The sequence below is a fragment of the Polynucleobacter sp. AP-Feld-500C-C5 genome (assembly GCF_018882265.1).
Classification (GTDB): Bacteria; Pseudomonadota; Gammaproteobacteria; order Burkholderiales; family Burkholderiaceae; genus Polynucleobacter.
Window position 1 is genome coordinate 113651 of sequence record NZ_JACVOW010000020.1, and the last position, 26716, is coordinate 140366.

At 45.6% G+C, this 26716-nt stretch carries 23 protein-coding genes; 6 read left to right on the forward strand and 17 right to left on the reverse strand.

Annotated features, from left to right (window positions below):
• Positions 1 to 4 precede the first annotated feature (4 nt).
• From ICN21_RS04100 to ICN21_RS04110, 3 genes are all read left to right on the forward strand, one after another.
• A complete protein-coding gene (locus tag ICN21_RS04100; protein ID WP_216176895.1) occupies positions 5 to 691 on the forward strand; it encodes a spheroidene monooxygenase in 687 nt (228 codons plus the stop codon).
• Entirely contained in the window at positions 654 to 2249 is a 1596-nt protein-coding gene (gene crtD, locus ICN21_RS04105) for a 1-hydroxycarotenoid 3,4-desaturase CrtD (protein WP_216176897.1), read from the forward strand. The genes ICN21_RS04100 and crtD overlap by 38 nt, the downstream gene beginning before the upstream one ends.
• A gap of 158 nt (positions 2250 to 2407) precedes the next feature.
• Positions 2408 to 3121 carry a carotenoid 1,2-hydratase gene (locus ICN21_RS04110; RefSeq protein ID WP_255534198.1) on the forward strand — a complete coding sequence of 238 codons (714 nt, stop codon included), beginning with the start codon at positions 2408 to 2410 and terminating at the stop codon, positions 3119 to 3121.
• Positions 3122 to 3143: 22 nt separating this feature from the next.
• Here ICN21_RS04110 and ICN21_RS04115 read toward each other — a convergent pair whose 3' ends face one another.
• The 15 genes from ICN21_RS04115 to ICN21_RS04185 form a co-directional block, all read right to left on the reverse strand.
• Entirely contained in the window at positions 3144 to 4178 is a 1035-nt protein-coding gene (locus tag ICN21_RS04115; protein WP_216176899.1) for a phytoene/squalene synthase family protein, read from the reverse strand.
• A complete protein-coding gene (locus tag ICN21_RS04120; protein ID WP_216176901.1) occupies positions 4175 to 5692 on the reverse strand; it encodes a phytoene desaturase in 1518 nt (505 codons plus the stop codon). The genes ICN21_RS04115 and ICN21_RS04120 overlap by 4 nt, the downstream gene beginning before the upstream one ends.
• A 77-nt stretch (positions 5693 to 5769) precedes the next feature.
• Positions 5770 to 6837, reverse strand: coding sequence for a photosynthetic reaction center cytochrome PufC (gene pufC / locus ICN21_RS04125; protein WP_216176903.1), 1068 nt, complete (start codon positions 6835 to 6837; stop codon positions 5770 to 5772).
• Positions 6834 to 7856, reverse strand: a complete 1023-nt coding sequence (pufM, locus tag ICN21_RS04130) for a photosynthetic reaction center subunit M (RefSeq protein ID WP_216861642.1) — start codon at positions 7854 to 7856, stop codon at positions 6834 to 6836. Before pufM ends, pufC begins: the two co-directional genes overlap by 4 nt.
• 18 nt (positions 7857 to 7874) lie before the next feature.
• Positions 7875 to 8699: a photosynthetic reaction center subunit L gene (pufL, locus tag ICN21_RS04135; protein WP_215295324.1), complete on the reverse strand. Its 825-nt coding sequence runs from the start codon at positions 8697 to 8699 to the stop codon at positions 7875 to 7877.
• A gap of 83 nt (positions 8700 to 8782) precedes the next feature.
• Positions 8783 to 8989, reverse strand: a complete 207-nt coding sequence (pufA, locus tag ICN21_RS04140) for a light-harvesting antenna LH1, alpha subunit (protein WP_088524712.1) — start codon at positions 8987 to 8989, stop codon at positions 8783 to 8785.
• A 9-nt stretch (positions 8990 to 8998) separates the two neighbouring features.
• Positions 8999 to 9223 (reverse strand): hypothetical protein, encoded by a 225-nt coding sequence (locus tag ICN21_RS04145; RefSeq protein WP_215295326.1) that lies wholly within the window; start codon positions 9221 to 9223, stop codon positions 8999 to 9001.
• A 27-nt stretch (positions 9224 to 9250) separates the two neighbouring features.
• Positions 9251 to 9403 carry a light-harvesting antenna LH1, beta subunit gene (gene pufB, locus ICN21_RS04150; protein WP_215295328.1) on the reverse strand — a complete coding sequence of 51 codons (153 nt, stop codon included), beginning with the start codon at positions 9401 to 9403 and terminating at the stop codon, positions 9251 to 9253.
• 142 nt (positions 9404 to 9545) lie between these two features.
• Entirely contained in the window at positions 9546 to 11003 is a 1458-nt protein-coding gene (bchZ, locus tag ICN21_RS04155; protein ID WP_215318457.1) for a chlorophyllide a reductase subunit Z, read from the reverse strand.
• Complete coding sequence (gene bchY, locus ICN21_RS04160) at positions 11003 to 12541, reverse strand: chlorophyllide a reductase subunit Y (protein WP_216176905.1); 1539 nt, start codon at positions 12539 to 12541, stop codon at positions 11003 to 11005. Before bchY ends, bchZ begins: the two co-directional genes overlap by 1 nt.
• Before the next feature lie 24 nt (positions 12542 to 12565).
• Positions 12566 to 13573: a chlorophyllide a reductase iron protein subunit X gene (locus tag ICN21_RS04165; RefSeq protein WP_215295333.1), complete on the reverse strand. Its 1008-nt coding sequence runs from the start codon at positions 13571 to 13573 to the stop codon at positions 12566 to 12568.
• On the reverse strand, positions 13570 to 14535 hold the full coding sequence (gene bchC / locus ICN21_RS04170; protein WP_255534199.1) for a chlorophyll synthesis pathway protein BchC: 966 nt from the start codon (positions 14533 to 14535) through the stop codon (positions 13570 to 13572). Before bchC ends, ICN21_RS04165 begins: the two co-directional genes overlap by 4 nt.
• A 143-nt stretch (positions 14536 to 14678) precedes the next feature.
• Positions 14679 to 15797: a methyltransferase gene (locus ICN21_RS04175; protein WP_216176906.1), complete on the reverse strand. Its 1119-nt coding sequence runs from the start codon at positions 15795 to 15797 to the stop codon at positions 14679 to 14681.
• 39 nt (positions 15798 to 15836) lie between these two features.
• Positions 15837 to 16739, reverse strand: coding sequence for a polyprenyl synthetase family protein (locus tag ICN21_RS04180; protein ID WP_216176908.1), 903 nt, complete (start codon positions 16737 to 16739; stop codon positions 15837 to 15839).
• Between the two features lie 57 nt (positions 16740 to 16796).
• A complete protein-coding gene (locus ICN21_RS04185) occupies positions 16797 to 20615 on the reverse strand; it encodes a magnesium chelatase subunit H (protein WP_216176910.1) in 3819 nt (1272 codons plus the stop codon).
• 264 nt (positions 20616 to 20879) lie between these two features.
• On the opposite strand from ICN21_RS04185, the gene bchI reads away from it, so the two are divergent.
• Complete coding sequence (gene bchI / locus ICN21_RS04190) at positions 20880 to 21926, forward strand: magnesium chelatase ATPase subunit I (RefSeq protein WP_215295341.1); 1047 nt, start codon at positions 20880 to 20882, stop codon at positions 21924 to 21926.
• Positions 21927 to 21953: 27 nt separating this feature from the next.
• Positions 21954 to 23870 carry a VWA domain-containing protein gene (locus ICN21_RS04195; RefSeq protein ID WP_216176912.1) on the forward strand — a complete coding sequence of 639 codons (1917 nt, stop codon included), beginning with the start codon at positions 21954 to 21956 and terminating at the stop codon, positions 23868 to 23870.
• Here ICN21_RS04195 and bchO read toward each other — a convergent pair.
• Positions 23867 to 24733 carry an alpha/beta fold hydrolase BchO gene (gene bchO, locus ICN21_RS04200; RefSeq protein ID WP_216176914.1) on the reverse strand — a complete coding sequence of 289 codons (867 nt, stop codon included), beginning with the start codon at positions 24731 to 24733 and terminating at the stop codon, positions 23867 to 23869. The two genes, ICN21_RS04195 and bchO, sit on opposite strands and share 4 nt — an antisense overlap.
• A gap of 3 nt (positions 24734 to 24736) precedes the next feature.
• Entirely contained in the window at positions 24737 to 25663 is a 927-nt protein-coding gene (locus ICN21_RS04205) for an alpha/beta fold hydrolase (protein ID WP_216176916.1), read from the reverse strand.
• A gap of 62 nt (positions 25664 to 25725) precedes the next feature.
• Between ICN21_RS04205 and ICN21_RS04210 the strand changes: the two genes are divergently transcribed.
• Complete coding sequence (locus ICN21_RS04210) at positions 25726 to 26709, forward strand: protochlorophyllide reductase (RefSeq protein ID WP_216176918.1); 984 nt, start codon at positions 25726 to 25728, stop codon at positions 26707 to 26709.
• Positions 26710 to 26716: the final 7 nt, after the last annotated feature.

Below are 26716 nucleotides of genomic sequence, written 5' to 3' on the forward strand. Positions count from 1 at the left end.
AGTAATGGGCAACCAAGTTGCATTGATGGTCCTTATAGACATTCAATCATCAGCAAAATTCAGCGGAATCTTAAGACTCATGTTTGCAAGACTATGGCTTTGGTCAACGCCAGGACTAGAGTTCTACAAACACATGGGCTCAGGAAGAAACGGGGGCTTTTCATTTCATCCAAGCGCTACCCACCAAGCACTGTTTTGCATCTTCAAAGATATCACTAGCGCCGAAAGATTTTACAAAACCTCTCAGTTGATTCAATGGTATCGGGCGCACGCTAAAGAATTTTTTTCAGTAAAACTCAAAACCTATTCAATTAAAGGTCAGTGGTCAGGCTTTGTACCTCAAATTACTGTCGACGCACCTACATCAGGGCCAATCGTATCGATTACCAGAGCCTCTATTAAGCCGCTCAATTGTTTACAATTCTGGAGTAAAGAACCAGCGGCTGAAAGCTCACTTGAGCAAACTTCTGGCTGCATTATTGCCGCCGGCATTGGTGAAGCTCCCTTTTTTCGCCAGGCTACTTTTACGATCTGGGAATCGCAAGCAGCGATGGATCAATATGCCAGACAAGGCGCTCATCAAGCTGCCATCCGCGCATCCATGAGCGGTAACTACTTTTCAGAATCGATGTTTTCACGCTATCAACCTTTTGATGCCTTCGGTAGCTGGAAGGGTCGTACTCTTGGCTAAGGCACCCGTTGTCATTATTGGTGGTGGCATAGGTGGATTGACCTGCGCACTCGACCTCGCTTCCTCTGGGGTTGAGGTGATCTTGATTGAAAAAGAATCTCAAGTTGGCGGCAAGATTCGACAACTGAATTGCTCAAAGGATCTGATCAAGCCTGCACTCATTGATTCTGGCCCAACCGTCTTCACAATGCGCTGGGTATTTGATGCCCTCTTTCAAAAGGCAGGCACCTCACTGGAGTCTGAGTTAAAGCTTGAAAAATTAAATATCTTAGCAAGACACGCCTGGAGTAAAGATGAAAGGCTCGATTTATTTTCTGATGTAGAACAATCTGCACAAGCCATTGCAGCATTTTCCTCTCCAGCGGAAGCAAAACGCTTTCTACAATTTTCCGATCAATGTCGCAGACTGTATAAGGCGCTAGAAAAGCCTTATATGCTGTCTGCTAAACCAAACTTTGCCGGAATGATTTCGGATTTGGGAATGTCTGGATCCAAAGTCTTATATGAAATTGGTTTGTTTAATAATCTCTGGAAATCACTCGGCAACTATTTCCATGACCCAAGGTTGCGTCAGTTGTTTGGTCGCTATGCTACTTATTGCGGATCCTCACCCTATCAAGCGCCAGCAACCCTCATGCTGATTGCCGATGTTGAGGCACAGGGTGTCTGGGCGCTGGAAGGTGGCATGTATTCATTAGTAAAAACGATTCACAAATTAGCCGAAGCTAAAGGTGTGCAATTTTTAACCGGGCAAGCATGCGAAGAAATCTTATTGGATCACGGTCACATATCAGGCGTCAGGCTTACGGATGGAACTGTTCTGCATACTGAATCTGTCGTTTTTAATGGCGATCTTGCCGCACTGCAAACTGGCTTACTCAATTCTGAGGGAAGCAAAGCGCTGAGTGCAAAAATGATTCCACCTTCACCTGCTAAGAGATCTCTTTCTGCAATTACCTGGTCGATGAATGCTAAGACAGACGGCTTCCCTTTGGTGCGACACAATGTGTTCTTTAATCAAAATTATCATGCAGAGTTTGATGATATTTTTAGTAAGAGACGTCTCCCTGTAAAACCAACAGTCTACGTTTGCGCTCAAGATCAAAGTGATGTTTATCAATCATCCTCAAATACTCAAAGGCTACTTTGTCTGGTAAATGCTCCCGCAAACGGCGATCAATCAGAATTTAATGCTCAAGAAATTGACGCCTGCGAACACGAAACTTTTGGTCTTCTGCAACAATGTGGTCTCAACATCGACTTGGATAGCGCAATATGTCAACGTACAACGCCCTCCCTTTTCAACCAGCTCTTTCCGGCAACGGGGGGAGCCCTTTACGGCCAAGCCAATCATGGTTGGATGGAAACTTTTGGGCGAGCTTCAGCGCAAAGCCCGATTCCGGGCCTCTACCTAGCGGGTGGCAGCGTGCATCCGGGTCCGGGAGTGCCGATGGCCGCGCTCTCGGGACGAATGGCGGCCGCAACACTGATGGATCACCTCGGTTTGATCAAGCTGTCGGGCCGAACGCTTATCTCTGGTGGTACATCGACGCTCTAAGCGATGACGGTAAGCACGGCATAGTCCTGATTGCATTTGTTGGTAGCGTATTTTCACCTTACTATGCGTGGGCTAGAAGAGGTAATGCCACTGTTAATCCAGAAAATCATTGCTCATTGAATGTTGCTATTTATAGCCGAGGAAAAAATCGTTGGGCAATGACTGAGCGAGGAGAAAAACAAGTTTCCCGCAATGCTACCGAATTTGTGATTGGTCCCAGTAATCTGCGTTGGGATGGAGAAAAATTAATCGTTCATATCGAAGAGCGCGCAGTGCCTTTTGGTCAAAAAGTTTCAGGTACGGTTGAACTCTATCCAAATACCTTATTCAACTTTAGTACGCCTTTAGATGCTGCTGGCAAACATCGTTGGGGTCCTCTTGCTCCTTCAGCACGGGTCAAGGTGCGCTTAAACTCCCCAGATTTACAGTGGGCAGGCAACGCTTATTTAGACTCAAATGAAGGTGATGAACCTATCAGTCAATCTTTTCATGAGTGGGACTGGTCCAGAGCGGAGATGAGTGGTGGTCGAACTGCTGTCATTTACGATATACGAGAAAAGAGTGCTCAAGAAAAGATATTGGCATTGACCTTTAATCCTAATGGAACGATTGATCATTTTGAACCTCCGCCAAGACAGGCTTTGCCAAAAACTATTTGGGGTATTCGAGGGCATATGCGCAATCAAAGCTCTAAAGGTTTAGAGGTAGTTCAGGTTTTAGAAAACACGCCTTTTTATACGCGTTCCGTTTTAAATTCTGAACTGCTGGGTGAAAAGGTGCTTTCGTTTCATGAAACCCTCAGCGTGCCAAAGCTAACGCTGACCTCAACTCAATTGATGCTGCCTTGGAGAATGCCTCGGATTACGTGGTAATTGGCAACTGAAGTTAATACGTTTACTGTAAAGCTCTGCCACTCTTGCGAGGATTACGACGACGTTCTTGTCTCTCCATGAGATCAACAAACCACAGTAAACGATCGTGAGCCGTTCCTTCAAAACGCTTTTCATGAGGCACTTCAATTACGGCATCTACTAAATACTGAATGGCTTTATCAGCATCCACTTTCAGCTGTCTAGAAAATATTTTAGAGATTGCCGTAAAGGCTTCGGCCAAAAGGACTACCTTTCTCTTGGAAGGTACGTAGGCTCTTGTCGAAACAGAATCCAAATTGAGCTTTTCTACCTGGCGACCAATCTCCCCATAAATCAGTCGAGCGGCCTGAATAGCGGGACGGCAATCCCATGGCAAATCAGAAATGCCGTTCTCCGCACGAGAATATAAAACATCTGCATGCTTTAAGAGACGCGCAATCACAGAAGCAATTTGATCATTAAACTCTGGCTTACTGAGCCAAGCCTGCGGATCTAGGCCCGCTTCCCTAAGCCAAGCAAGGGGTAAATAGATGCGCCCGTTTGCAGCATCTTCACCAACATCGCGTGCGATATTCGTGAGCTGCATGGCCAGACCAAGTTCACATGCTCTTGCCAAGGTCTCAGGTTCTCGACGATCCATAATGACACACATCATTGCCCCTACAGTACCTGCAACCCGTGCGCAGTAATCGAGTAGATCTTCTAAGGTTTCGTAAGTTTTAAATTGGGTGTCCCACTCATAGCCCTCAATCAATGCGAGAGGCAGACTAATGGGCAAATCAAATTCTTTCACCACAATCGATAAAGCACGATCAGCGGCAATATCATCAGGCATGCCTTGATAGATACGATCAAGGCGTTCACGCAATTTGGGTATCGCATCCGGCTCTGCATCTACCGCATCAGCTACATCATCCGTAATTCGACAAAACGCATAAAGGGCAGTTGCGGGATCTCTCACTCTCTGAGGCAAGATTCTGGAGGCGGCAAAGAAGGACTTGGATCCATCCCGCATGGTTGCAACGCACTCTTGAAGATCTTTAATATTTTGACTCATGTTAGGGCTTTTTTAGGATCGGCTACTACAGACATTAATGCTTTTGCCGAAGATAAAACACCGGGGATACCCGCACCAGGGTGGGTTCCAGCGCCCACCATATAAAGACCTGCAACATCCTCACTACGGTTATGAGGTCTAAACCAAGCACTTTGTAATAAGAGGGGCTCAAAACCAAAGGCAGCACCTTTGACTGACAAGAGGCGATCCTGAAAATCTTGAGGTGTCATACAAAAAGATGTCTTGAGGTGTTTTTCAAAGCCAGGCAAAACACTTTTATCTAGATACTTAGCGATCGCTTGACGATAAGACTCAGTCTCTTTGGACCAGTCCGTACCGCTTGCTAAATTCGGTACTGGAGCCAACACGTAAAATGTATCGCCGCCAGCAGGAGCTAAAGATGGATCCGTAGCTGTTGGTCTATGCAAATACAGACTGAAGTCATCTGCCAAGACGTGTTTCTTAAAGATATCCGTTAATAGCTCTTTATAACGCTTACCCAACAAGATCATATGGTGGGGAACATCAGGATATTGCTTGTCTGTGCCAAAGTACCAAACAAAGAGACTCATTGAATATTTACTACTATTGACCTTAGAGTCAGTCCACACTTTCCGATGCTCTGGGGCGATGAGTTTCTGATAAGTCCAAGCGGCATCCGCATTCGAAACCACAATATCAGAAGGTATAAATTCACCATTGGCAAGTGTGACACCTTGAGCTTTACCATTGACTACTTCGATACGCTTCACTTCAGAGTTAAGCCGAATCTCCACCCCTCTATCAGCCAATAAACCCGCTAAACCTTTAATTAAAGAGCCAGTTCCACCCATAGCAGAATGAACGCCATGGCGTCGTTCTAAGGAATTGATGAGCGCATAGACTGCGGTTACAGAAAAAGGATTTCCGCCAATTAAAAGTGGATGAAAACTCATCACCTGACGTATCTTGTCATTTTTTAAATGACGTGCAACTAACTTATAAATACTCTCCCAAGCCTTCATCTTGATCATCGATGGAATTGCACGAAGTAAGTCGCCAATCGAATCAAATGCAGTGGAACTGAGCTCCTGAAATCCAAGCTTGTAGCATTTTTCTGCCTCCGCTAAAAATCGCTCATAACCTGGCAAGTCTTCTGGTGCAAACTTAGCCACTTCGGCGCGCATTCTGGCGGGGTCACCGGTATAGTCAAAGTGGGTTCCATCATCAAAGCGGATGCGATAGAAAGGATCCATTAAACGAAGGTCAACATCGTCGGTCATTTTCTTACCGCACAACTCCCATAACTCATTAAGCAGGAAGGGTGCAGTAATAATGGTGGGGCCTGCGTCAAAGGTATAGCCATCGCGACGATGAACGTATGCCCTACCCCCTGGAGCATCGAGCTTTTCTAAAACAATGACCTTATAGCCTTTACAAGACAAACGAATGGCGGCTGCTAAACCACCAAATCCACTTCCAATCACAATGGCAGTGGATCCTTCATTTTCCTTAAAGTCAGCTTTTTTTAACATTTCCTCAAACCAACTTTTCTACAAAAAAATAGCGTCATATTGATCGTATTACGCTATTGGTTAGAACGAACTATAGATTACTTCATTGCCACCGATTTTGCTGGTGGAACAGGATCCTTACCCTTCATCACTGGCTTTGCTGGACCAGTTAAGAAAGGATAGTCTGACAACATCGATACTCCATAAAGTGGCTTGTAAGCCCCTTGGTGGCAAGTAGCACAATTGGCTTTGGCAACATCCCCAGTAGGCCCTAAACGATGCTCTGGAAATAGACCTTTAATTGGCTCCATGTAATTATTATTGATATCTTGCGCCATCCGAATGGCATACCAAGCTCTAGCTCTTTGTGGAGGGCTCTCTTCCCAAGATGAGAAATTACGCGAGTTATGGCAATACGTGCAATTAACACCCAATGATTTTGAGAAGTGCATCATCAAACCATAGGTCGCTTCAGTTTCGTTGATGCTGTGTTTATTGCCTGTTGGTAATGCGGTGCCACCCTGCACACGAATGTTGCTCGATTTCGTGAGGTACTGAGCAAAATAATCATTTGGCAAGGATGAATAGCCTGAAGAAGCAACTGGCGTATTTTGTCCGTCTTTATCACCTAGCAGTCCATTGCCCGTCTGTTGCTTCGGCGCTTTGAACCAAACTTGCTCAGGGATATTATTGCCACGATGGCAGGTGTAGCATGTCACGCCCGTCTGCGCTACGTGATCTTGCCATTGAGTATTCACTCGCTGTGTCATCAAAATCATATTGCGCGCAACTTGCTTGGTGTAGAGCGAGTCATCTGCAAAGTTCGCAGGGTTATGACAATAAGTACAACCTTGCTCTGGCGCAACCCAGCTTGTCATGGAAGCCATGAAGGTACCAAATTGAGCTACGCTCAAATTATTCAGAACTTTCACATTTTTATAGACTGCTCCTGCTTTTGGTCCATCTGCTGGAGCAGCGCCATACGAGACAGGTACAGCATTTTTCTCAGCCTGTTCAGCTAAGATACGCGGGTTGTAAATCAAATCCATGCCTGTTCCACGGAAGCCATGCTGGACAGCTTCAATTGGAGGTCTCTCGCAGCCGGACAGAACCAGAACACTTGCCAACAGAGCCGGCAATATCAGAAATTTTCTTAATTGCTTCATGGCTTAACTCCTGTAATAACAGGTGCAGCAGGTGCAGCTGGCGGGACGAATCCAGAAGTGGCTGGATCGGGGATAGGGACTCCAAAAACGTCTGGATAAGAAGGGGCGACATTATGTTTCACTGCCCATAAATACCAGTTATCCACTACGGTACCGGTGAGCAAAATACCAATGCCACCTACTAAAGGTGTTAGTACTGCAAACCACCAAGCCCAACGGTGAATCGATTCCATCGTGGCATTAAAGCCCATGGTCCATCTCCAGAACAAAGCGGCTCTTTCTGAAGCTGTACCACGATCAACGATTTGCTCAATCTCGCGTTCACCACCAAAGCGGCTGACTGCCAAAATCGTTGCGCCATGCATGGCAAATAAGAGTGCTGAGCCATAGAGGAAAACAATCGAGAGCATGTGGAATGGGTTATAGAATAAATTGCCATAGCGCAATGAAAACGCGGCAGTCCAATCTAAGTGCGAGAAGACTCCAAATGGAACCGCCTCACTCCAGCTACCCATCATGATCGGACGAATGAATCCCAAAACAAGATATAACCAGATAGCCGCTAAGAAACCCCAGGCAATGTGAGTACCCATACCTAAAGCGATAGCACGACGATACATTCTTGCCCACCACAATAGAATCGATACTGTTAGGAAGAAGCCTGCCATCATCCACCAGCCACCTTCATTGAGGGGCATAAACAGAGACAAGCCATGTTTAGGTAAAGGTGGATCCAGTGACAGCCAAAATAATTGGCGCACAAATTGAATTGGGCTCCAATTAACTGAGGCCAGCATATTCCAGCCCATAATCTGAATGGCAATAATGCCGAAAAATAAAGAGGCTAAACCAAGACGTCCTAAATAAATTGGTCCTAACTGAGCATTACCCAGTCGGCCAAATAAATGATAGAGCTTGGGCTCGCCAAAGCGCTCGCGCTCATCATAAGGATCTATGGAGACTCCATGATGTGGTGGCGCAACGACTTGAACTTGAGTAAAAAGGTTTTGATATTCCATAATTTTTATATTCCCCTCTTATCGCCAAATCGGCAGGTTCAACCACCAGCCCCACCATTCTGGCCAACCACGAGTCCAAAATGGGCCGCTAATCACAATACAAACGGCGCTCCAGAAAACTGCTGCTAAAGCTAAAAATAATCCGAGACGATGAATGCCTAAAGTTCCGATGGAATAACCGATCGCATCTCTAAAGAAAGTATCTTCATGCTCAGGCGTTTTAACAAACTGCCCTTTTTGTGGATTGGTGGACGATAAGACCAAGCCACCGTGTAATACCAAAGCGAAGGTGGTAGTAAAGAATAAGGACACAGCGATCATATGCGCTGGGTTGTAATGAAAATGTAAGTACTGATAGCCTGTATTCGATACCCAATCGAGGTGACTTAAGATGCCATATGGGAAACCGTGACCCCATGCACCCATGAGTACAGGTCTAATGACTACTAAAGTGAAATACGCAAATACCGCCATTAAGTAGGCGAAGGGAACATGAAGTCCCATACCCAGTTTTCGGCAAATTTCAATTTCACGTAAAGCCCACGAAAAGAATGCGCCTAGAGCACATACTGTGATGAGCTGCCACAGGCCTCCTTTTAATAAGGGGGCAAAGCCTAATCCATAACTGATATCCGGTGGGGCAATGTTAATTTGCCAAGGGTTCCAGGTTGGACCCTGTGAAGCGCCCCATAAAATGAGTGCGGTGCCTAAAAAAGCAAAGAAGACAGTCGTAACACCAAAAAATCCAACATAAAACGGCCCTACCCAAAAATCGAATAAGTCCCCACCAACTAAGGTACCACCTCGAACACGATACTTTCTTTCAAAACTTAGCATGGCCATTTTTATGCTCTCCAATGAATGGATAAATAGGGTTGAGCTAAAAAGCTTTTTAACCTAACCCTATTCACCATTTTTTATACAAATTACTTTGCTGCTGGAACTGATGGTGGCATTGCAGAACCTGTTTTTGCTTCCATCGCCTTGAACTGGGCTTGGCTCAAACCATCCAACCAGTTGAAACGAACGCTGCTCAGCAAAATCAAGTGAATCATTGCTGCAAGACCAAACAGAAAAATACCTTGAACAACCATTGATCGCAACGGATCATACAGTTTCCAAATTCTCCACATAATCTTCTCCTAATTTAAGTAAGACATAAAACCATAAACAGCTGACCTTGTGCCCTCGATAAGCGATTTTTCTTCAGCCCCTGGAAGCCAAGAACTCCACTTATTTGGCAAAATCTGGGTAAACAAAGAAATAACAAAGCACACTAGAAAACACAAAATAAAAATAAGATTGAAAGAAATAGAATCTTCTCTAATCATATTTTTTTCCCTGCTCATAACGTGATCATTTTTCATTTCATCCCCCTAAGATTGAGTCCTATTTCAGTGGAACCAAGGACGCCAAGCCCAAACCAAAATATGGGCTACTACTGCTATCGAAACAAAACCAACTAAACCTTGGACGTACAACTGGTGAAACTCCTTGGCTTCGTCATCAGTAAGGCCGGATATTGAACCTGTTCTGTGGTCGCTCATAACCTAATACCTCCTTCAAAAATAGCCTTGCGGCCGTTACCGCGCTTAACCCGCGCGACATGGGCTGTAGCGTACGGCATGCCACATTCCGTTTTCAACAAATCAATTGATTTGTTGAAGTTAACTTTTGCCAATGAAGTCATCATGCTTCGACCTCTTCAATAATTTCTTTACAGGATGACTTCACTCTGGCAGCGGTGATTCTTTCTTCGCCAGCTTTTTCTGCTTCTTGCTCTACACGATCACGCATCTCTTTAGCGGCAGAAATCTGAACCAACACTGGCCTGGTTTTAATATAGTCAGCCACCAATTTCTGAGCATCCTGGTCCCAAGGCAGAGCATTCGAACGATAAGTTCGCGTTAGCGAAGCATCGACCTTATCCATATCGGTACCCAAGGGCAGGATATAAAAGAGCGCATCGAATAGTCCGTTACAAAACTCTTGAATGATGTAGGTTGCGCCGGCGTATCCCATAAATGGAGTACCGGTATGGCGACGAATAATGGCGCCAGGAAATGATGAGGGAATATAAGAGGCTTTGCTGCCGTTTTCAGCTAAATACATTCTTTCGTTATAGCTACCAAACATGACTAGTGGTGGCTTTTCTTTGGTCAACTTACGTACGTCTTGATTATTGGTTTTCTCACCAGGCTTTCGTGGAACAGCAAAGCTGCAAGGTAGGCCCATCTCATCGGATAAGAAATGACGAATGCCTCTGGTGTAAGTTTCATTAGCGACTACTGCATAACTTGCAGTACTGAAAAAGTCTTGGGTTACTGAACGCCACAAATCCCAGATCGGTTTAATGGTGGTATGTTTCTCGCGTTCAATAAATGGCTCTGGATCTACACCAAGCAATTCACCGAGTTTGCGCAAGAATTGAGTAGTGCTATGCAAACCTAGAGGCGCTTGCAAATAAGGACGCTCCAAAGCTTCGCAAAGCATGCGTCCAAACTCACGGTACATACAGATATTCACATCAGCATTGACTAAGTTCTCAACTTCAGCCAAATGGGATCCCAATGGGAAGACCATATTAATTTCAGCACCAATACCTTCGACCAAACGACGGATTTCTGCTAAATCACTCGGCATATTAAAGGTGCCATAACAAGGTCCAATAATATTGACACGTGGCTTTTCACCTTCTGCTCTGGGTTTACGCTCTGGAATCTTACGAACGCCATACTCGCTCCATAACCAATACATGGCGCGATTAGCACATTGCCATTGATCTTCATCGATGGTTCTTGGTAAGAAACGAGCAATATTCATGCCTTCAGGAGTAACGCCACCGCCAATCATTTCTGCAATGGAACCTGTCACTACGACTGCTGGTAAGTCTGGGTCTAAGGTAGCATGCGCACGCTTCATGGCACCTTCAGTACCTTCACGCCCTAACTGTTCTTCCTCTAAGCCAGTAACGACAATCGGTAACTCGTGAGGAGGTAATGCATCGGTGTAATGCAAAACAGAAGTCACCGGTAAGTTTTCGCAACCTACAGGACCGTCAATAACTACTTGCAGACCTTTGATAGCAGTAAATACGTACACTGCTCCCCAATATCCACCGGCGCGATCATGATCGATGACAAACATTACATCATCTCCTCAGCTTTACGCTTCTTGATTTTCTTCTCTAGTTTGCGACGCACTTCAGCTTTGAACTCTGGATGATCTTGAGGAACATTCTCCCAAACACCAGACTTAAACCCAGATCCAACATCACCAAAGAATGCTTTCATCTCATCAAAACGCGCTTGATTACCAATCGCGGCATTGATTACTTGCGCTAATGAACCAGCACCTGCAGGACCCATCAACGGTCTTGCTGAAATCAAATTCGTAAAATACAGAGAGGGAATTGACGCTTGCTTCGCAGCTTGCACTACTGGGGTAGTACCAATCGCCAAGTCTGGTTTGAATTCTTTCATTGCCGCCAAATCTTGCTCCAATGAAGCGCGGAACTGAACGTGCACTCCTTTGGCCTCTAACCATTCACGATCTTCATCGCTCCATGGCGTGCGAGGACAGGCAGAGCCAACATAACGAACATCGGCACCACTCTCAATCAGTAGACGGGCTACGATGAGCTCCGAACCTTCATAGCCACTTAAGGTAATACGGCCCTTAATTGGTGCCGCAGCAAGCACGCCTTTAATGGCTGGAAGAATCTTGTTTTGTGCAGCAGCGATCAGATCCTGTGGAGTATTGGTTGATTTACCAATGGCCTCTAACCAACGCGCTGTACCTTCATAACCTACTGGAGCTGAGCCAACAATGGAACGTCCTGCTGCTTCAAACTCACGAATACAAGAGGTATAAAACGGATGTAGTGCAGCAACGGTTACACAATCGAGCGCTTGATACATTTCACGCCATTCACGAGTAGGCACTGAAGCACCAACTGCCAAGCCCATTGGCTCAATCATCATACCGATGCCAACAGGATCTGCTGGGAAAATTTCACCTAATAGAGTAATCGTTGGCTTGCTTGAGCGACCAGCACGAGGCGCTTGCACTGGACCCGACATGGCTTCATTGCGAGCGTAATTGAGCATGGCACCGGCTAGAACATCTTTTGCTTCAGCATGGGTTGGCACACCAAAGCCTGGTACATCAATCCCAATAATCCTGACACCATTAATTTCTTTTGGCAGCAACTGAAGTGGAACACCACTGGCTGTTGGTACGCATAAATTAATAATGACGATTGCGTCATATTTTTCTGGATCAGCTTCTTGGTAGACAGAGTCGCGAATATCTTCAAACAACTTACCAGTCACGAGAGTCTCTGAATTAAACGGCACATAACCCACGCTACGACGGGCGCCATAAAAATGAGAAGTGAAAGTTAAGCCATAAACACAGCAGGCAGAACCGGAAAGAATCGTGGCAGTTCTACGCATCCGCAAACCTACACGCAATGCTCCAAATGCAGGGCACATACTTTGTGGTTGGTCATGCGGGCCCTTAGGATAGTCTTTGGCATATTGCTGCAAAGTCTCCGACTTACCCGCTGCCTTAGCAGCAGCGAGCATCTCTGCTTCACCGGAGTGACAGCCCAGACCATCACCTAAAGCAGGATCGGTCTTTAACTTTTCCTCTGGAGTAATCGGAATGATCGTTTTAGTCATAGCAGCAGATTGCTCTCTATCTCTTTAAGCTTGATCGTAAATAACTTCGAGTGTTTTCTTAACGACTTCGTCTTTACCCATCATGTCCTTAACGGTAGCGGGCTTCAAAACAATGTCGCGACCAGTCACTTCTGAAGAGAACAAGCCTAGTAACTCATCTTGACTTAATGGTTTAGGACGAACTGGCGGAGCTTCTGAAACATTGGTAGCCAGCTCTTCGAATAGTGGGGCCCACTGCGTGCCAGGCTGACCAATAATTTCATAGCTAGCACTCTTGCGACGAATATCTTCGTTCGCAGGAATAGCTGCTAGTACTGGAATACCAGCCTTTTCAGCAAACGCCTGAGCTTCACCAGTGAGGTCATCTTTATTGATCACCATACCTGCTACGCCCACGTTACCGCCTAATTTACGGAAGTACTCCACCGCTGAACAAACGTTGTTAGCAACATAGAGAGATTGCAAATCGTTACTAGCAACCACAATGACCTTTTGGCACATATCACGTGCGATTGGCAAACCGAAGCCGCCGCAAACCACGTCACCTAAGAAATCAAGGAGTACATAGTCAAAGCCCCAATCATGAAAGCCCAATTTTTCTAAGGTTTCAAAGCCATGAATAATGCCGCGACCACCGCAGCCACGACCTACTTCTGGACCACCGAGCTCCATCGCAAATACACCATCACGAATAAAGCAAACATCGCCAATCGATACTGACTCACCAGCTAATTTTTTCTTCGAGGAAGTTTCAATAATGGTTGGGCAAGCTTTGCCGCCAAATAGGAGAGAAGTAGTATCGCTTTTAGGGTCGCAACCAATCAACAACACTTTCTTGCCTTGCTGAGCCATCATGTAAGACAGGTTCGCAAGCGTAAAGCTCTTACCGATTCCGCCCTTGCCATAAATAGCAATGATTTGGGTTTCTTTGGTCACTGGACCTGTGGAAACTGGATCGGGCTCAATTGCAGCCTCTTTCTTAAGGTCCATGAATTGCACTGTTGCTGTTGCTGGGATGCTTGATGAACTCATTGTAGATTTCTCCAATCTAGAACCATTTTTAAACAATCAATATTGTTGAAAGCCGTGTGATAGGCCTCATTTGCATCATTAGGTGAAGAGCGATGCGTAATCAAGCCATCTAAACTTAACTTGCCCGACTCCACCAAATCTTTAATTGCAACTAAATCTCCAGGCGCCCACTGTGCTGCAATACGAATACGCGCTTCCCGCATAAATGCTTGCGGAAACGAAAAAGAAATCGTGTCATAAAATCCTGCCAAAACAATTTCACCGCTAGGAGTAAGGCAGCTGATCAATGTATCTACTAATTTGGCATCGCCACTCACGTCCACAATCGTTTTGTACTTCTTAATCTGATCGTCTTTAGGATCTATGGCGTCATAACCTACAGCGCCTTCTCGGCGGCCTGCATTGGTCTCCCAAACTACTGGGCGCTTGCCTTTAGCAACTGCAATCCGCGCAATCAAGCGACCTAATACGCCATGTCCAACAATTAAATCTGGTTGCTCCTGACCAGGACCAGAGGTCACGTGATAACCAGTCGCAGCCAAAGCAAAGAGGATTGCCTCTTCGCCTAAATGATCTTGAATCGCAATCACGCGATTACTATCAACAATCACTCGTGAAGCTGCGCCACCGAACAGGCCTCGAATTTCTCCATAGCATTTAGCTCCTGGAACAAATACTCTTTGTCCCACCTTCAGATTCGAGTCGGTACCTGCTTTGACTACCCTACCTACAGACTCATAACCGGGCACGAGCGGATAACCCATGCCAGGAAAGTTGGGCATTTTTCCGGTCCACAATAATTTTTCTGTACCAGTACTAATGCCGCTCCACTCCATATCTACCAAGACATCGATGGGGGTCATGGGCGTTAATTCAAGATCAGCAAGAATGACACTTTCTGGCTTTTCTAGAACAATTGCCCTGGTTTGATACTTATCGGTCATGTCTCTTGGGTCATTCAATTTTCGATTAAATGTGTAAAAAAATATTTACACTTTAGTTTTTAATCCTTAATTGCCCACTTGTCATCTAGGGGTTTTCTCTACTAAATTGAGTATTTAGAGAGACTTCTATGGATATGTTTTTGAAGTGCGTCTTACGTACCTTAAAGAGTAGGTTTACTGCACTGCAATATTTGTGCATTTAGGGGCATATAGGAATTTAATAGTTGAATACCAGTAAAACCTGCATCGCCCAGTAAGCGTCTTATTTCAATTTCAGTTCTCGGTCTGCCCCTACCCATTGCCAATAAATAAAAACCAAAATAGGCGTGACCCATTGCCTCAAAACCTTTGGTCTCAGCCATTGGCTCTGCTAGCAATAAAGTGCCGCCAGGATTAAGGGCATCAAACACATTGGCGAGTAACTGCTTTACGCGAGCATCATCATGATCAAAAATAACCCGCACTAGGGTGGCAAGATCGCACCCTCTTGGCAAGGGATCTTGAAAAAAGTTGCCGCCAATCGCATGCGCGCGCCCAGAAAGTCCAATGTCTTTGAAGTGAGCATTGGAGAGCTCTGCTACTCCAGGGATATCAAATAATTTGAACTGCAAATGAGGGTAACGTGCGGCCAACCTTTTAATAAAGGCGCCCTGCCCACCACCAATATCAAGAACCGTTTGATGCTTACCCATAGAATAGGCATCGATAATTTCATCTGTTACTAGTGATTGCGTATGCGCCATCAATTTGGAGTAAGCGGCAACCTTTTCAGCAGACAAGTTTTCTGGTGCAGCACCCTTTTCAGAAGTGATATAGGGCCAGTATTCGTTGAGCGAAGCAGAACTGGTATCGCCCTGCAAGAGCGCGATTGGGTCAGCGAGATCACGATAAAAATCGGCATGGTGTTTAACCATATCCAAAATAGCAATATTTCCAACCAATGGGGCGCTCTTCATGCTGAGGGCATAACGATCTTCGCTACGTTTTACGAGCAACTCAATAGCAACAGCTGCATCCAATAAGCGCCTCAGGCCAGCAGGTTTTAATGGGATTTGTTGTTGTAGTTCATCAAAGCTGAGAGCACCCTTCGCCAAAATATCAAACAGGTTGATTTGAGTGCAGGCTAATAGAACTTGGGTATAAACAAACCCCGCCATCAAATCAAAAATATCGGATGCTTGTTTTTTGACTAACCAGCGAGTAAGGGGGAAGCGTGTAGCCCAGCGCTGAAAGCTGGGTGAAGCAATGAGTCGATTTCGCCAATCGAAGAAAATTTCCATGAATGGCAATTCAGAAATTAAATAAGGTTGGTAATGGGATTAAGAATGACTGGTTTGACGAAATAAAATTTTTCTTTTTGCATCTTTAAACCAATCTGAAGGCACAAGACGTTCAGATTCTTGAGTAACAAGAGCACGCAACATCTTCTCACCTTTGCAATGCGGTATAGAGGCAATAGCCTTCCTTACTAATTCATCAAAGCGTTGCACGGCACCACTAAGACCCAAATCCCTAGCAGAGCTCGGACGATCATGAGCTATATCCTGGCCAGCAGGCTTTCCTAATTCTGCTTGATCAGCTACGACATCACGTATGTCATCTGCTACTTGATAAGCCTCACCGAGCCATTCACCAAGTGGCCTCCAGGTGGCGGCATCAGCACCGGCTGCTTGTGCACCAGCAGCAGTTGCTGCCTCGAACAAAGAGCCTGTTTTAGCACGTTGATAGTCGCTCAAATCGACTTTTGGCTCACACTCCCACGCTTGACCTGCAACAATTCCACGGGGTGAACCGACACTCATCGCAATCGTATTCATGAGAGGGCCCAAGCGGAAGATAGAGCGTGTACCAGAACTAGCTAAGCACTGAAATGCCAACACAATGAGTGCATCTCCGGCGAGCACTGCAATACGCTCGCCATAGGCAGCGTGCACAGAGGGTCTCCCACGTCGTAACTCTGCATCGTCAAAGCAAGGTAAATCATCATGCACTAAAGATGCACAATGCAATAATTCAATGGCACTAGCAGCCGCATTTGATAAAGCAGGATCATCATCACCACACGCTGCAGCAACAGCTAAACATAATTGCGGACGAATTCTGGCTCCGCCTGGAAACACTGAGTAATGCATTGCCTCTTGCAAGAGCTGTGGCCCCTGTTTGGATTGAGCTAAATGCATTGCATCCTCAAGACTTTGATTAATTCGTTCTAATATGCTCATATTAAATTTTGTATTCAAGTATTGTGTTTAAGAAAGAGTTTTAGCCACTGAAAATCATTAAGCCGCTAAAGAGTTATTGTCGTAAATGCCCTCTAAGCGATCCTCTAGCTCGTCATTAGCCTCTTGCATCGCTTTGAGCATTTCTGGCTCAGGCTGCCAGTAATTTCTTTGCGACGCTTCAGTCAAACGATTCGCTAAACGAGCAGCAGCAGTAGGATTTAGTTTTGCTAAACGCTCACGCATTTCAGGGTTCAGCATAAAAGTCTCTGTTAACTGCTTATAGACCCAAGGCTGCACTTGACCCGTAGTCGCAGACCAGCCCATGGTGTTGGTGATATGCACCTCAATTTGTCGCACACCCTCATAACCACTTTCCAACATGCCTTCGTACCATTTTGGATTGAGCATCCGAGTACGAGTTTCTAAAGAAACCTGTTCAGAGAGTGTTCTGACTGCACCCTCACCTTTTGTCTGATCACCAATAAAGACTGGGACGTCGGCACCACCCTTGGCACGCTTCACTGCTCTCGTAATTCCGCCCAAGGTATCAAAGTAGTTATCAATTGTTGTTACACCTAACTCCATCGAGTCAAGATTTTGATAAGTCATTTGTACATCGGATAGAACGCTCTTTAACAAAGCGTTATTTTGAATCGGTACACCAGCACGTCCGAAAGCAAAACCTTTTCTACGGGTGTAGGTTTCAGCCAATTCATCTTCCTCTTCCCACACGCTGTTTTCAACCATATTGCTAACGTTAGAACCATAAGCGCCATCGGCGTTTCCATAAACACGCAATGAAGCGGTTTCTAAATCACAACCATGTTCTTTTTGGTAAGCCAAAGCATGCTTACGAATAAAGTTTTGTTCTAGCGGCTCATCTTCTGCAGAAGCTGCCATAAATGCTGCCTCAGCTAGCAACTTAATTTGCAAAGGCAATAAATCGCGGAATATGCCAGACAAAGTAATGACTACGTCAACCCTTGGGCGACCCAGCTCACTTAAGGGAATTAATTGTGCGCCTGCTAGACGACCATAACTATCGAAGCGTGGTTTTGCGCCCATCAATGCAAGCGCTTGACCAATTTGACCGCCTTCAGATTTCAAGTTATCACTGCCCCACAAAACCATCGCAATCGATTCTGGAAGTGAGTTGCCATCTTCTTGGTATTTATCCAAAATGCGCTGAGCCTGTTTAGCGCCATCTTTCACGGCAAATACACTGGGAATACGGAATGGATCAAAGCCATGTAGGTTGCGGCCCGTTGGCAATACTTCAGGATTGCGCATCACATCGCCACCAGCTGCTGGGCGAATAAAGCGTCCATCTAACGCATCTAACATACCAGTCACTTCAGTCTCTGCAGACATCAACTTATTGGACTGCACCATCTTGCCAAACAAATCTTCTAATATCTCGCGAGTACCAAGCTCTAATAGCTCAGGATAAGCATCAATCACTTTGTCAAACTTCTCGCCATTCATCAGGGCTTCTACCACCGTATCTTCAACTGGATGATCCAGAGCTACATCAGCCATCGCTTTTAATAATCCAAAGCGCTCAGCTAAAGGTGGCACAGCACCAACCACATGCAAGCCATGAGGAATTAAGGTGTACTCGAGCTCGAGTAATTCATTAAAGAGATTGCTGACGATATTTTGCAAACCATCTAGGTCTGTTTTATCCCAGACAGGCTCGGCTTTGCATAGATCAATCTCTGCTGCCTGGGCCTGAATCAGATCTCCCAAATCTATCCGCTCCTGATTTGCATCAACATCTAAAGATCTAAAGCGCTCAATCGATGCTTTGAGATCAGCCAAGCCGGCATATAAACCGGCTTGCGTTACTGGCGGAGTAAGGTAACTAATCAGGGTTGCACCAGAGCGGCGTTTAGCAATCGCGCCCTCAGAAGGATTGTTCGATGCATACAAATAAATATTAGGCAGATCATTGATTAAACGGTCTGGCCAACATGCGCCACTCATGCCAGTTTGCTTACCAGGCATGAACTCTAATGCGCCATGCGTACCAAAGTGAATGACTGCTGTAGCAGCAAAGTCTTCCCGCAAGTAACGATAGTAAGCAGAGAATGCATGGGTTGGCGCAAAACCACGTTCAAATAGCAAGCGCATCGGATCACCTTCATAACCAAACGAAGGTTGCACAGAAATCAGCACATTGCCAAACTGCTTACCAAGTACAAAGATGGAGCTTCCGTTAGAGAGTTGCTTACCTGGAGCTGGGCCCCATTGCGCTTCAATTTCTTTTAACCAAGGTTCACGCCGAACATGATCATCTACAGGAATTAAGGTATGCACGTTTGCATCTGCGCCATACTGCTGGGCATTGCCTTTTAAGATTGAATCACGCAACTCATCTACGGACTTGGGAACGTCAACGGTGTAGCCACGCTCCTTCATGCCAACTAATAAATTTTGGACCGATTGGAAGACGCTCAAGTAAGCAGCGCTACCAATATTGCCGGCATTTGGTGGGAAATTGAACAATACAATGCCAACCTTACGTTGCGCACGCTCCGAACGACGCAAGTCAACTAACTTTCCAACCCGTGCGGCCAGCATTCCAACACGCTCGGTGCAGGTAAACATATCCTGTGGATTATGGTCATCTGTAAATGAACACTGCTTATGGCAACCTGTACAGGTGGTACCAGATGCACCGGGTCGCCCACCATACACCATCGGAATGGTTGAGCCATCTAGTTCAGGGATCGCAACCATGATGGTGCTCTCTACTGGGAGCAAACCACGCTCAGAACCTCCCCACTGCTCAAGATTTTGAAACTCAACAGGGTGAGCCGCAATATAAGGAATATCTAATTTAGCCAACACCTCTTCAGCCGCATGAGCGTCGTTATAGGCTGGTCCACCCACCAAAGAGAAGCCTGTTAGAGAAACCATGACATCAATCGTTGGCTTGCCCTCTTTTGTAAAGTAATCATCAATAGCTGGGCGAGCATCTAAACCGGCCGCAAAAGCAGGCACTACTTGTAAACCTTGCGCTTCTAATGCGGCAATGACCGGATCATAGTGACCACTGTTACCAGAGACCAAGTAAGAACGCAGAACCAAAAGTCCGACTCTTCCGCGCGCTTTTGCATCTGGCACTACCTTAGGCAAATCACTTAAATTACTACTCAAGCGATTTTTCATGCGTGGGTGATACACCCCAGAATCAGGATATTCGACTGGATCAAGGGCCTTCGCATTTTTACGCAAGACCTCACGTGAACCAGCTGCATAACGATTAATCAGATTAACCATCATGTTGTACATGTTCTCTTGAGAACCACCCAGCCAATACTGCAATGACAAGAAATAAGCCCTGAGGTCTTGAGCAGTTCCAGGCACAAAGCGCAGCATTTGCGGAATCACACGCAACATCTTCATTTGCTTTGCGCCAGCAGTCGAACTCTTGCTATTGCCATCTTTGTCTTTTGCGCTTGGACGGAGCTTTTTCAGCATGGCCATCAAGCCACTGGCTGGTTGACTCATATCGAGCTTGCCAATTTTCGTTAACTTAGTAACGTCTCCTGCAGACATGGCACAAACCATGGCATCACAATGGTCTCGCCTTGCTTTAAGATCTTCCAAAATTGGTAAATAGTGATCCTCTAGGAACAACATGGTGGCAATCACGATGTCGCCACTAGCAATGTCGTCCTTACAGTGTTGTAAATGCTCTGGATTACCGGCAAATTCACTGGCTGAATGGATGCTCAGCGTTGCTCCCGGAATAGTCTTCTTGAGATCCTCATAGGCACGGTTTGCAGCACTATTTAAATGAGTATCCATAGTCACAAGCACTAACTTAATAGGCTCATGCATATTGGAAGATTTTGTTTTGGTAAGCATTCAATAAGTGTTATTAAAAAGATTAAATTTAAAAAAATTTACTTTTTAGTTTTTACTTTCTATCTCTGATTGATTCTTGAAGAATCCTACAATACTGTCAACCAAATTAGACACCTATTTCGCCTCAAAACTATCCTTTAAGGGTATCTCCTAATAAAAACTCAATACCGGTATATTTAAAGAATTGAGCACTCATTGATTGATTTGCTGCTATGCAATAAATCAATTTATTAGGCTCGTATTAAATAATTTCAAGGAATCTGAATGGCACGTAATTACCCTTTCTCTGCAATTGTTGGGCAAGAGGATATGAAGCTGGCAATCTTGATTGCGGCACTCGATTCCAGTGTTGGGGGAGTGTTAGTAATGGGCGACCGTGGCACAGGAAAATCCACGGCAGTTCGTGCACTTGCAGCATTGCTTCCGGAGATGAGCTCAGTTCAAGATTGTGTATATGCCTGTGATCCGAATGCTGCACCAGGAACCTGTCCTGTATGCGATGAATTAAGAGCCAAGCTCAAGGTTGGTGGAAAACTCAAGGCCATTAAGAAAGCAGTGCCAGTAGTGGACTTGCCATTGGGCGCTACGGAAGATCGGGTTATTGGCGCATTAGATATCGAAAAAGCACTGAGCTCCGGAGAAAAAGCATATGAACCCGGCCTTCTTGCTAAAGCACATCGAGGCTTCCTGTACATAGACGAAGTGAATCTTTTAGAAGATCACTTAGTCGATTTATTAATCGACGTTGCTGCTTCTGGAGCAAACGTGGTCGAAAGAGAGGGTCTCAGTATTCGTCACCCTGCAAAATTTGTTCTAGTCGGCAGCGGTAACCCAGAGGAAGGTGAATTACGTCCACAACTACTCGATCGCTTTGGTCTTGCTGTTGAAGTGAAGACTCCTCAAGAATCAAAGTCTCGAGTAGAAATTATCAAACGACGCGATGAGTTTGAGCGCAATCAAGCGAAGTTCATGGAGACTTGGGAAAAAGAAGATGACATCATTCGACAGCAAATTCAAGCTGGGAAAAAGAAATTGCCTTCAGTCAAAGTGGATGATGCGATGCTTGAAAAAGTAACTCAGCTTTGCAGTCACCTGGGAACTGATGGTCTACGTGGGGAGTTAACCCTGCTGCGCGCAACCCGAGCTTATGCTGCACTCTGCGGAAAAAATCAGGTAACGATCGAGCACCTGAAAAAGATTGCAGTACCTGCCTTACAGCATCGACTCAGGCGCAATCCTTTGGATGACTCTAGTTCTGCCGTTCGAGTCAGAAGAGCTTTAGAAGAATTGTTTCCCGAAAAAAGTAAGTAAAAACACTCAATCAGCAAATACTGTCTTTTGGAAAATCTAGCACAAACGCAAGAGATTAGTAAGAGCGCCAAACTCGAAACTTGGTTGCGGGCGCTCCAGGTTGCCCAACTCTTAGCTATTCATCCGCATGGTTTGGGTGGCGTAATTTTGCGTGCACGCTCTGGACCAGTCAGAGATCGTTGGCTAAGCTACCTTAATACCGTCGCTCAATTAGGAGGTATGCGCCTGCCTTTACGCAAAATGCCTCTTGGCATCTCAGATGAAAATCTGATTGGCGGCATCGATCTCGATCAAACACTACGCACAGGCAAAGCCGTTCTCAGGCAGGGACTCCTCGCGCAATGTGATCAACAGTTATTACTCATGCCAATGGCAGAGAGAGTTGAAGTAGGCGCTGTAGCGAAAGTGGTGAGCGCTTTGGATAATGGATTTATTGCAATTGAGCGTGATGGTCAAAGCCGCAGAATTGAAAGTCGCTTTGGAGTTGTGGCTTTGGATGAAGGTATCGAAGATGACGAACAACCCAATGAAAAAATTCGGCAGAGAACCGCATTTCTGTTGAACCTCGATATTCTCGGATGGAGAGATCTACCAGAAACTGATGATGATTTTCTGCCTGATGCCCAAACACTTCAATATGCACGTGAGAACTTCTCTGTAGTCACTGTGAGTGAAGATAGTCTCAATGCATTGGTTGGTGTTGCTGAACAGTTGGGGGTGATATCGATACGCGCCCTCAATCTGGCTATGAATACCGCGAAGTGTTTGGCAGCTTTTGATAGAGAAGATGAAGTGACTAACATGCATTTGCAACAAGCGATTGCATTAGTTTTATCCCCACGCGCTACGCGACTGCCACAAAGCGCTCCGCCCGAAGAGGAAGAGATTCCACCTGAACCAGAGTCAGACGAACAACCTGAGAGTGAGCAAGATCCCTTAGATCAAGAGCCGCCACCTCCAGAAACACCTCCACCTGATCCGAGTGAAGATCAAAATAGGAATGAAGATGAGGGAGAGGAACAGGAAAATAATGCAGAAAATCCACAAGCGCTTGAAGATGAAATTTTAGAAGCCGCTCAAGCAGCAATCCCTGCAGACCTCTTGGCGCGCTTGGCAGATTTAGCTGACTTAAAAACACCTAAAGGTATGGGTGGCAAAACTGGCGCTATCAAAGTCGGCCGCATACGTGGTCGTCCACTCGGAAATATACCCGGCATGCCCGAGGGTGGCAAAACTCTGAGCATCATCGATACGCTGCGTGCTGCTGTTCCTTGGCAAGCTGTACGCAGAGCAGAAATGAAGGCAGCTGGCAAAACAATCCCTCTTGGGAAAATTTTGATTCGCAAAGAAGATTTTCGGATTAAGCGCTATCAAGAGCGCACTCAAACCTTAACGATGTTTATCGTAGATGCATCCGGCTCCTCCGCGATGCATCGCCTTGCAGAAGCTAAGGGTGCAGTGGAATTGCTATTAGCCGAATGCTACGTAAGACGAGATCAAGTAGCAGTGATGTCATTTAGAGGTAGTGTTGCCGAACTCGTCCTCGCCCCTACGCGTTCATTAGTCAAGGCTAAACGAGCCCTCAGTGGTCTGCCTGGCGGTGGTGGGACCCCCCTGTCTCGTGCGATTGATGAATCTTTTGAAGTTGCTAGCGCATCGATGCGAAAAGGACTTACCCCCGCCTTAGTCTTCTTAACGGATGGCCGAGCCAATATTGCTAAAGATGGCTCTCCTGGAAGACCAAAGGCAATGGAAGATGCGCAGCAGTCAGCACGCGCTGCATCTCATTACTCTTTTAAGTCCTTATGGATTGATACTTCACCGCAAGCTCGAGACGAAGGTAAAGCCATGGCTGCAATGCTGGGGTCTATGTACTTGCCACTACCGAATGCAGGCGCTAATGAGGTTTCACAAGCGATCATGCAGGGCCTGAAAAAGGCTTAATCGCCAAACTCAGTCTTCAAGCCTTCGAGAATCAGTTGTGCCACTTTGTTCGGCTCCAGCTCATGCATGATGTGACCACCTTCCCATTTCACAATCTCTGCAGCAGGAAAATAATCCAGAATAATCTTTTCTAAAGGTTTTACTGGAATCCACGCATCCTGATTACCTAAGACGCAAATTAATTTACCGCGATATAAATTTGCTTCAACCAAAACTTTGTGAATATCTGCCGCCGCCATAAAATTCATGGAGCCGCGTACATGTTCTGAACGCTCAAAGAGTTTACGGTAATAAACTCTGCGAGTCTCCGGCAAAATCGTATTCGTTGAGTCTAGCAGCTTATCGACCATTCCTAAACTAGGTGAAAGTGAAGCAAGCAAGCTAGAGAGCGTTGAGGATCGGGTAATGGGACCTAAGAGTGGTCCAAAGAAACTAGTGTACACAGCTGGCGGCGGTATAAAAGAGGGGTTCAAAGCAATCACTAGCTTAGGTGGCTTTGGTGAACCTACGGCAAAACGCAATGCTAAAGGTGCACCAGCAGAATGGCCGACTACGATCGAGGGTGCTTCAATCCCTAATTGCTCAATGAGTAGCTGTAAAGAGTTTGCTATTTCATCAAGCGTTAAGTCTTCTAGTTTTGCGCCTAAGGTAAAGGCATGTCCTGGCAAATCCGGCACTAAGACTTGTGCATGGGCTTCTAACAGAGGAATCAGATCAGACCAAGAATGGGTTGAGCTGCCAGTGCCATGTAATAACAAAACAACAGGGCCCTTACCAGTGAGCTGCACATGCCAATCTAAACCTCCAACAGAGACGGTACTACTATGTTGTCGATTGGGCCAATCTAAGGGTATTCGTTTCATTGCTTATAAGAACTCTTTGAGTGCCTGAAGTCCAATTGTAGGTTGCTCTTCTTGTGGCAAGTGGCCAATATTAGGCAAGGATACTCTCTTCACATTAGACATTACCTTCAAGTAATCATTTGAATTTGCAATCGGGATAAAAGCATCTTGCTCACCCCAGATCAATAAAGTAGGTGCCTTGATATTGGTCAAAGAGGGCACTGGATCTTGTAAGACAGTTTGCTGCATACGGGCCAAAATGGCACCTCTTACCCCAGGGGCTAACATCAGGTCGTAGTAACGATTCACTAAAGCATCATTTAATGTTTTTGGATTGGCGTAAGCTGGCTCAAGGTTCATTGCTAAAAAAGTTTTAGAAAAGAAATAGCGATAGAGCTGAGCAATTGCAGGGACTTCAGTCTTTTTGCCGTACTCAATTCCTGGGCTAGCATACCCATCCGGTGAGATGAGCACCAACTTCGCAACCTGATCCGGATACCGCGCGGCAAATTGCCAAGCAAACTTGCCGCCCATCGAATTGCCTACCAACACCACCTTTGGAATTTGTAGCGCTTTCATGAAAGCCTCAAGCACCTCTACACTTCTCTCATCGGTATAGACGCCACTTGGATCTTCTCCGGTAAGACCAAATCCTGGCAAGTCTACAGAAATCACACGGTAGTCCTGACTTAAAGCTTCTGACCAAGCATCCCAAGTCTGCAAACTTGCACCAAAGCCATGCAAAAATAGAATGGGTATCGGGTTTTTGGAAGGGCCAGTATCTTGATAATGAATGTTGACTCCCAATGCACTGACATATGCATTTTTAGGAGAGCCATACATTTTTTCTAACTCTGTTTTAGACTTATCGGGAGCCCATAAATAGAGGGCTGCAAAAAAGATGAAGGTTGTTAATACCAGAGCAATGATCTTGAACGCTTTGAGGAGCATCGATTTCTAGCCTTAAAATAACAATGATGAATTTCTACCAAAACTAAGACTGTAATAGAAAAATGCCTGCCAATACTACTCAACCCCTTGCCATTATTACTGGAGCCTCATCTGGAGTTGGCTTATATGCCGCCAAAGCTCTGCTGGCTCGTCATTGGCGACTGATACTGGCAGTCCGAGACCCTCAAAAAATGGAGTTAACCGCCAAGGCACATCAATTTGATCCAAGCCAATATGAAATCTGGCAACTAGACCTTGGAAATCTCGATAGCGTTAAAGCATTTGTCCAACGCTTTAATGAAAGCAGTCAAAAGCTTAACGCTTTGCTCTGTAATGCGGCGACTTATTTACCACTCTTAAAAGAACCTGCCCGCTCTCCTCAAGGATTTGAAATTAGCGTAGCTACGAATTATTTTGGGCACTACGTTCTGAGCAGAATGCTGCTGGACAAGTTAATCCAAACTGCCAAACAACATGAGCATGCACGTCTGATTACCTTAGGCACTGTGACCGCCAACTCAGAAGAATTCGGCGGCAAAGTACCTATTCCTGCCCCCGCAGATATTGGTGCTTTAGAAGGTCTCATGGCTGGCTTTAAAGCACCGATTGCCATGATCAATGGAAAACCCTTTAAACCTGGCAAGGCATACAAAGATAGCAAGCTATGCAATATGGTCATGAATCGAGAGCTACAAAAAAGATATCACGCTAGTACTGGCGTGATCTTTAATACCCTATATCCTGGATGTGTAGCTGAGACGGCACTCTTTAGAGACACTCCGCCACTCTTTCAAAAAATATTTCCCTGGTTTCAGAAAAACATTACCAAGGGTTATGTGAGCCAAGAGCTTGCTGGAGAACGTGTTGCTCAAGTGGTTGCAGATCCACGCTTTACCCAATCAGGCGTTCATTGGAGCTGGGGCAATCGCAACTCGGCTATCAGAGAGCCTTTCGCCCAAGAACTTTCTATGAAAGCCAAGAGCGAAAAATTAAGCAACGATCTCTGGGAAATTACAGCCAAGCTCGTTGGCATGCCCAGTGATTAATTAAGCA

What these genes read in the sequence shown, in the direction of transcription:
- ICN21_RS04100 (WP_216176895.1), top strand. Translation starts at nt 5, where the DNA reads ATGGGCAACCAAGTTGCATTGATGGTCCTTATAGACATTCAATCATCA.
- crtD (WP_216176897.1), top strand. Translation starts at nt 654, where the DNA reads ATGCCTTCGGTAGCTGGAAGGGTCGTACTCTTGGCTAAGGCACCCGTT.
- ICN21_RS04110 (WP_255534198.1), top strand. Translation starts at nt 2,408, where the DNA reads ATGACTGAGCGAGGAGAAAAACAAGTTTCCCGCAATGCTACCGAATTT.
- ICN21_RS04115 (WP_216176899.1), bottom strand. Translation starts at nt 4,178, where the DNA reads ATGAGTCAAAATATTAAAGATCTTCAAGAGTGCGTTGCAACCATGCGG.
- ICN21_RS04120 (WP_216176901.1), bottom strand. Translation starts at nt 5,692, where the DNA reads ATGTTAAAAAAAGCTGACTTTAAGGAAAATGAAGGATCCACTGCCATT.
- pufC (WP_216176903.1), bottom strand. Translation starts at nt 6,837, where the DNA reads ATGAAGCAATTAAGAAAATTTCTGATATTGCCGGCTCTGTTGGCAAGT.
- pufM (WP_216861642.1), bottom strand. Translation starts at nt 7,856, where the DNA reads ATGGAATATCAAAACCTTTTTACTCAAGTTCAAGTCGTTGCGCCACCA.
- pufL (WP_215295324.1), bottom strand. Translation starts at nt 8,699, where the DNA reads ATGGCCATGCTAAGTTTTGAAAGAAAGTATCGTGTTCGAGGTGGTACC.
- pufA (WP_088524712.1), bottom strand. Translation starts at nt 8,989, where the DNA reads ATGTGGAGAATTTGGAAACTGTATGATCCGTTGCGATCAATGGTTGTT.
- ICN21_RS04145 (WP_215295326.1), bottom strand. Translation starts at nt 9,223, where the DNA reads ATGAAAAATGATCACGTTATGAGCAGGGAAAAAAATATGATTAGAGAA.
- pufB (WP_215295328.1), bottom strand. Translation starts at nt 9,403, where the DNA reads ATGAGCGACCACAGAACAGGTTCAATATCCGGCCTTACTGATGACGAA.
- bchZ (WP_215318457.1), bottom strand. Translation starts at nt 11,003, where the DNA reads ATGTTTGTCATCGATCATGATCGCGCCGGTGGATATTGGGGAGCAGTG.
- bchY (WP_216176905.1), bottom strand. Translation starts at nt 12,541, where the DNA reads ATGACTAAAACGATCATTCCGATTACTCCAGAGGAAAAGTTAAAGACC.
- ICN21_RS04165 (WP_215295333.1), bottom strand. Translation starts at nt 13,573, where the DNA reads ATGAGTTCATCAAGCATCCCAGCAACAGCAACAGTGCAATTCATGGAC.
- ICN21_RS04175 (WP_216176906.1), bottom strand. Translation starts at nt 15,797, where the DNA reads ATGGAAATTTTCTTCGATTGGCGAAATCGACTCATTGCTTCACCCAGC.
- ICN21_RS04180 (WP_216176908.1), bottom strand. Translation starts at nt 16,739, where the DNA reads ATGAGCATATTAGAACGAATTAATCAAAGTCTTGAGGATGCAATGCAT.
- ICN21_RS04185 (WP_216176910.1), bottom strand. Translation starts at nt 20,615, where the DNA reads ATGCTTACCAAAACAAAATCTTCCAATATGCATGAGCCTATTAAGTTA.
- bchI (WP_215295341.1), top strand. Translation starts at nt 20,880, where the DNA reads ATGGCACGTAATTACCCTTTCTCTGCAATTGTTGGGCAAGAGGATATG.
- bchO (WP_216176914.1), bottom strand. Translation starts at nt 24,733, where the DNA reads ATGAAACGAATACCCTTAGATTGGCCCAATCGACAACATAGTAGTACC.
- ICN21_RS04205 (WP_216176916.1), bottom strand. Translation starts at nt 25,663, where the DNA reads ATGCTCCTCAAAGCGTTCAAGATCATTGCTCTGGTATTAACAACCTTC.
- ICN21_RS04210 (WP_216176918.1), top strand. Translation starts at nt 25,726, where the DNA reads ATGCCTGCCAATACTACTCAACCCCTTGCCATTATTACTGGAGCCTCA.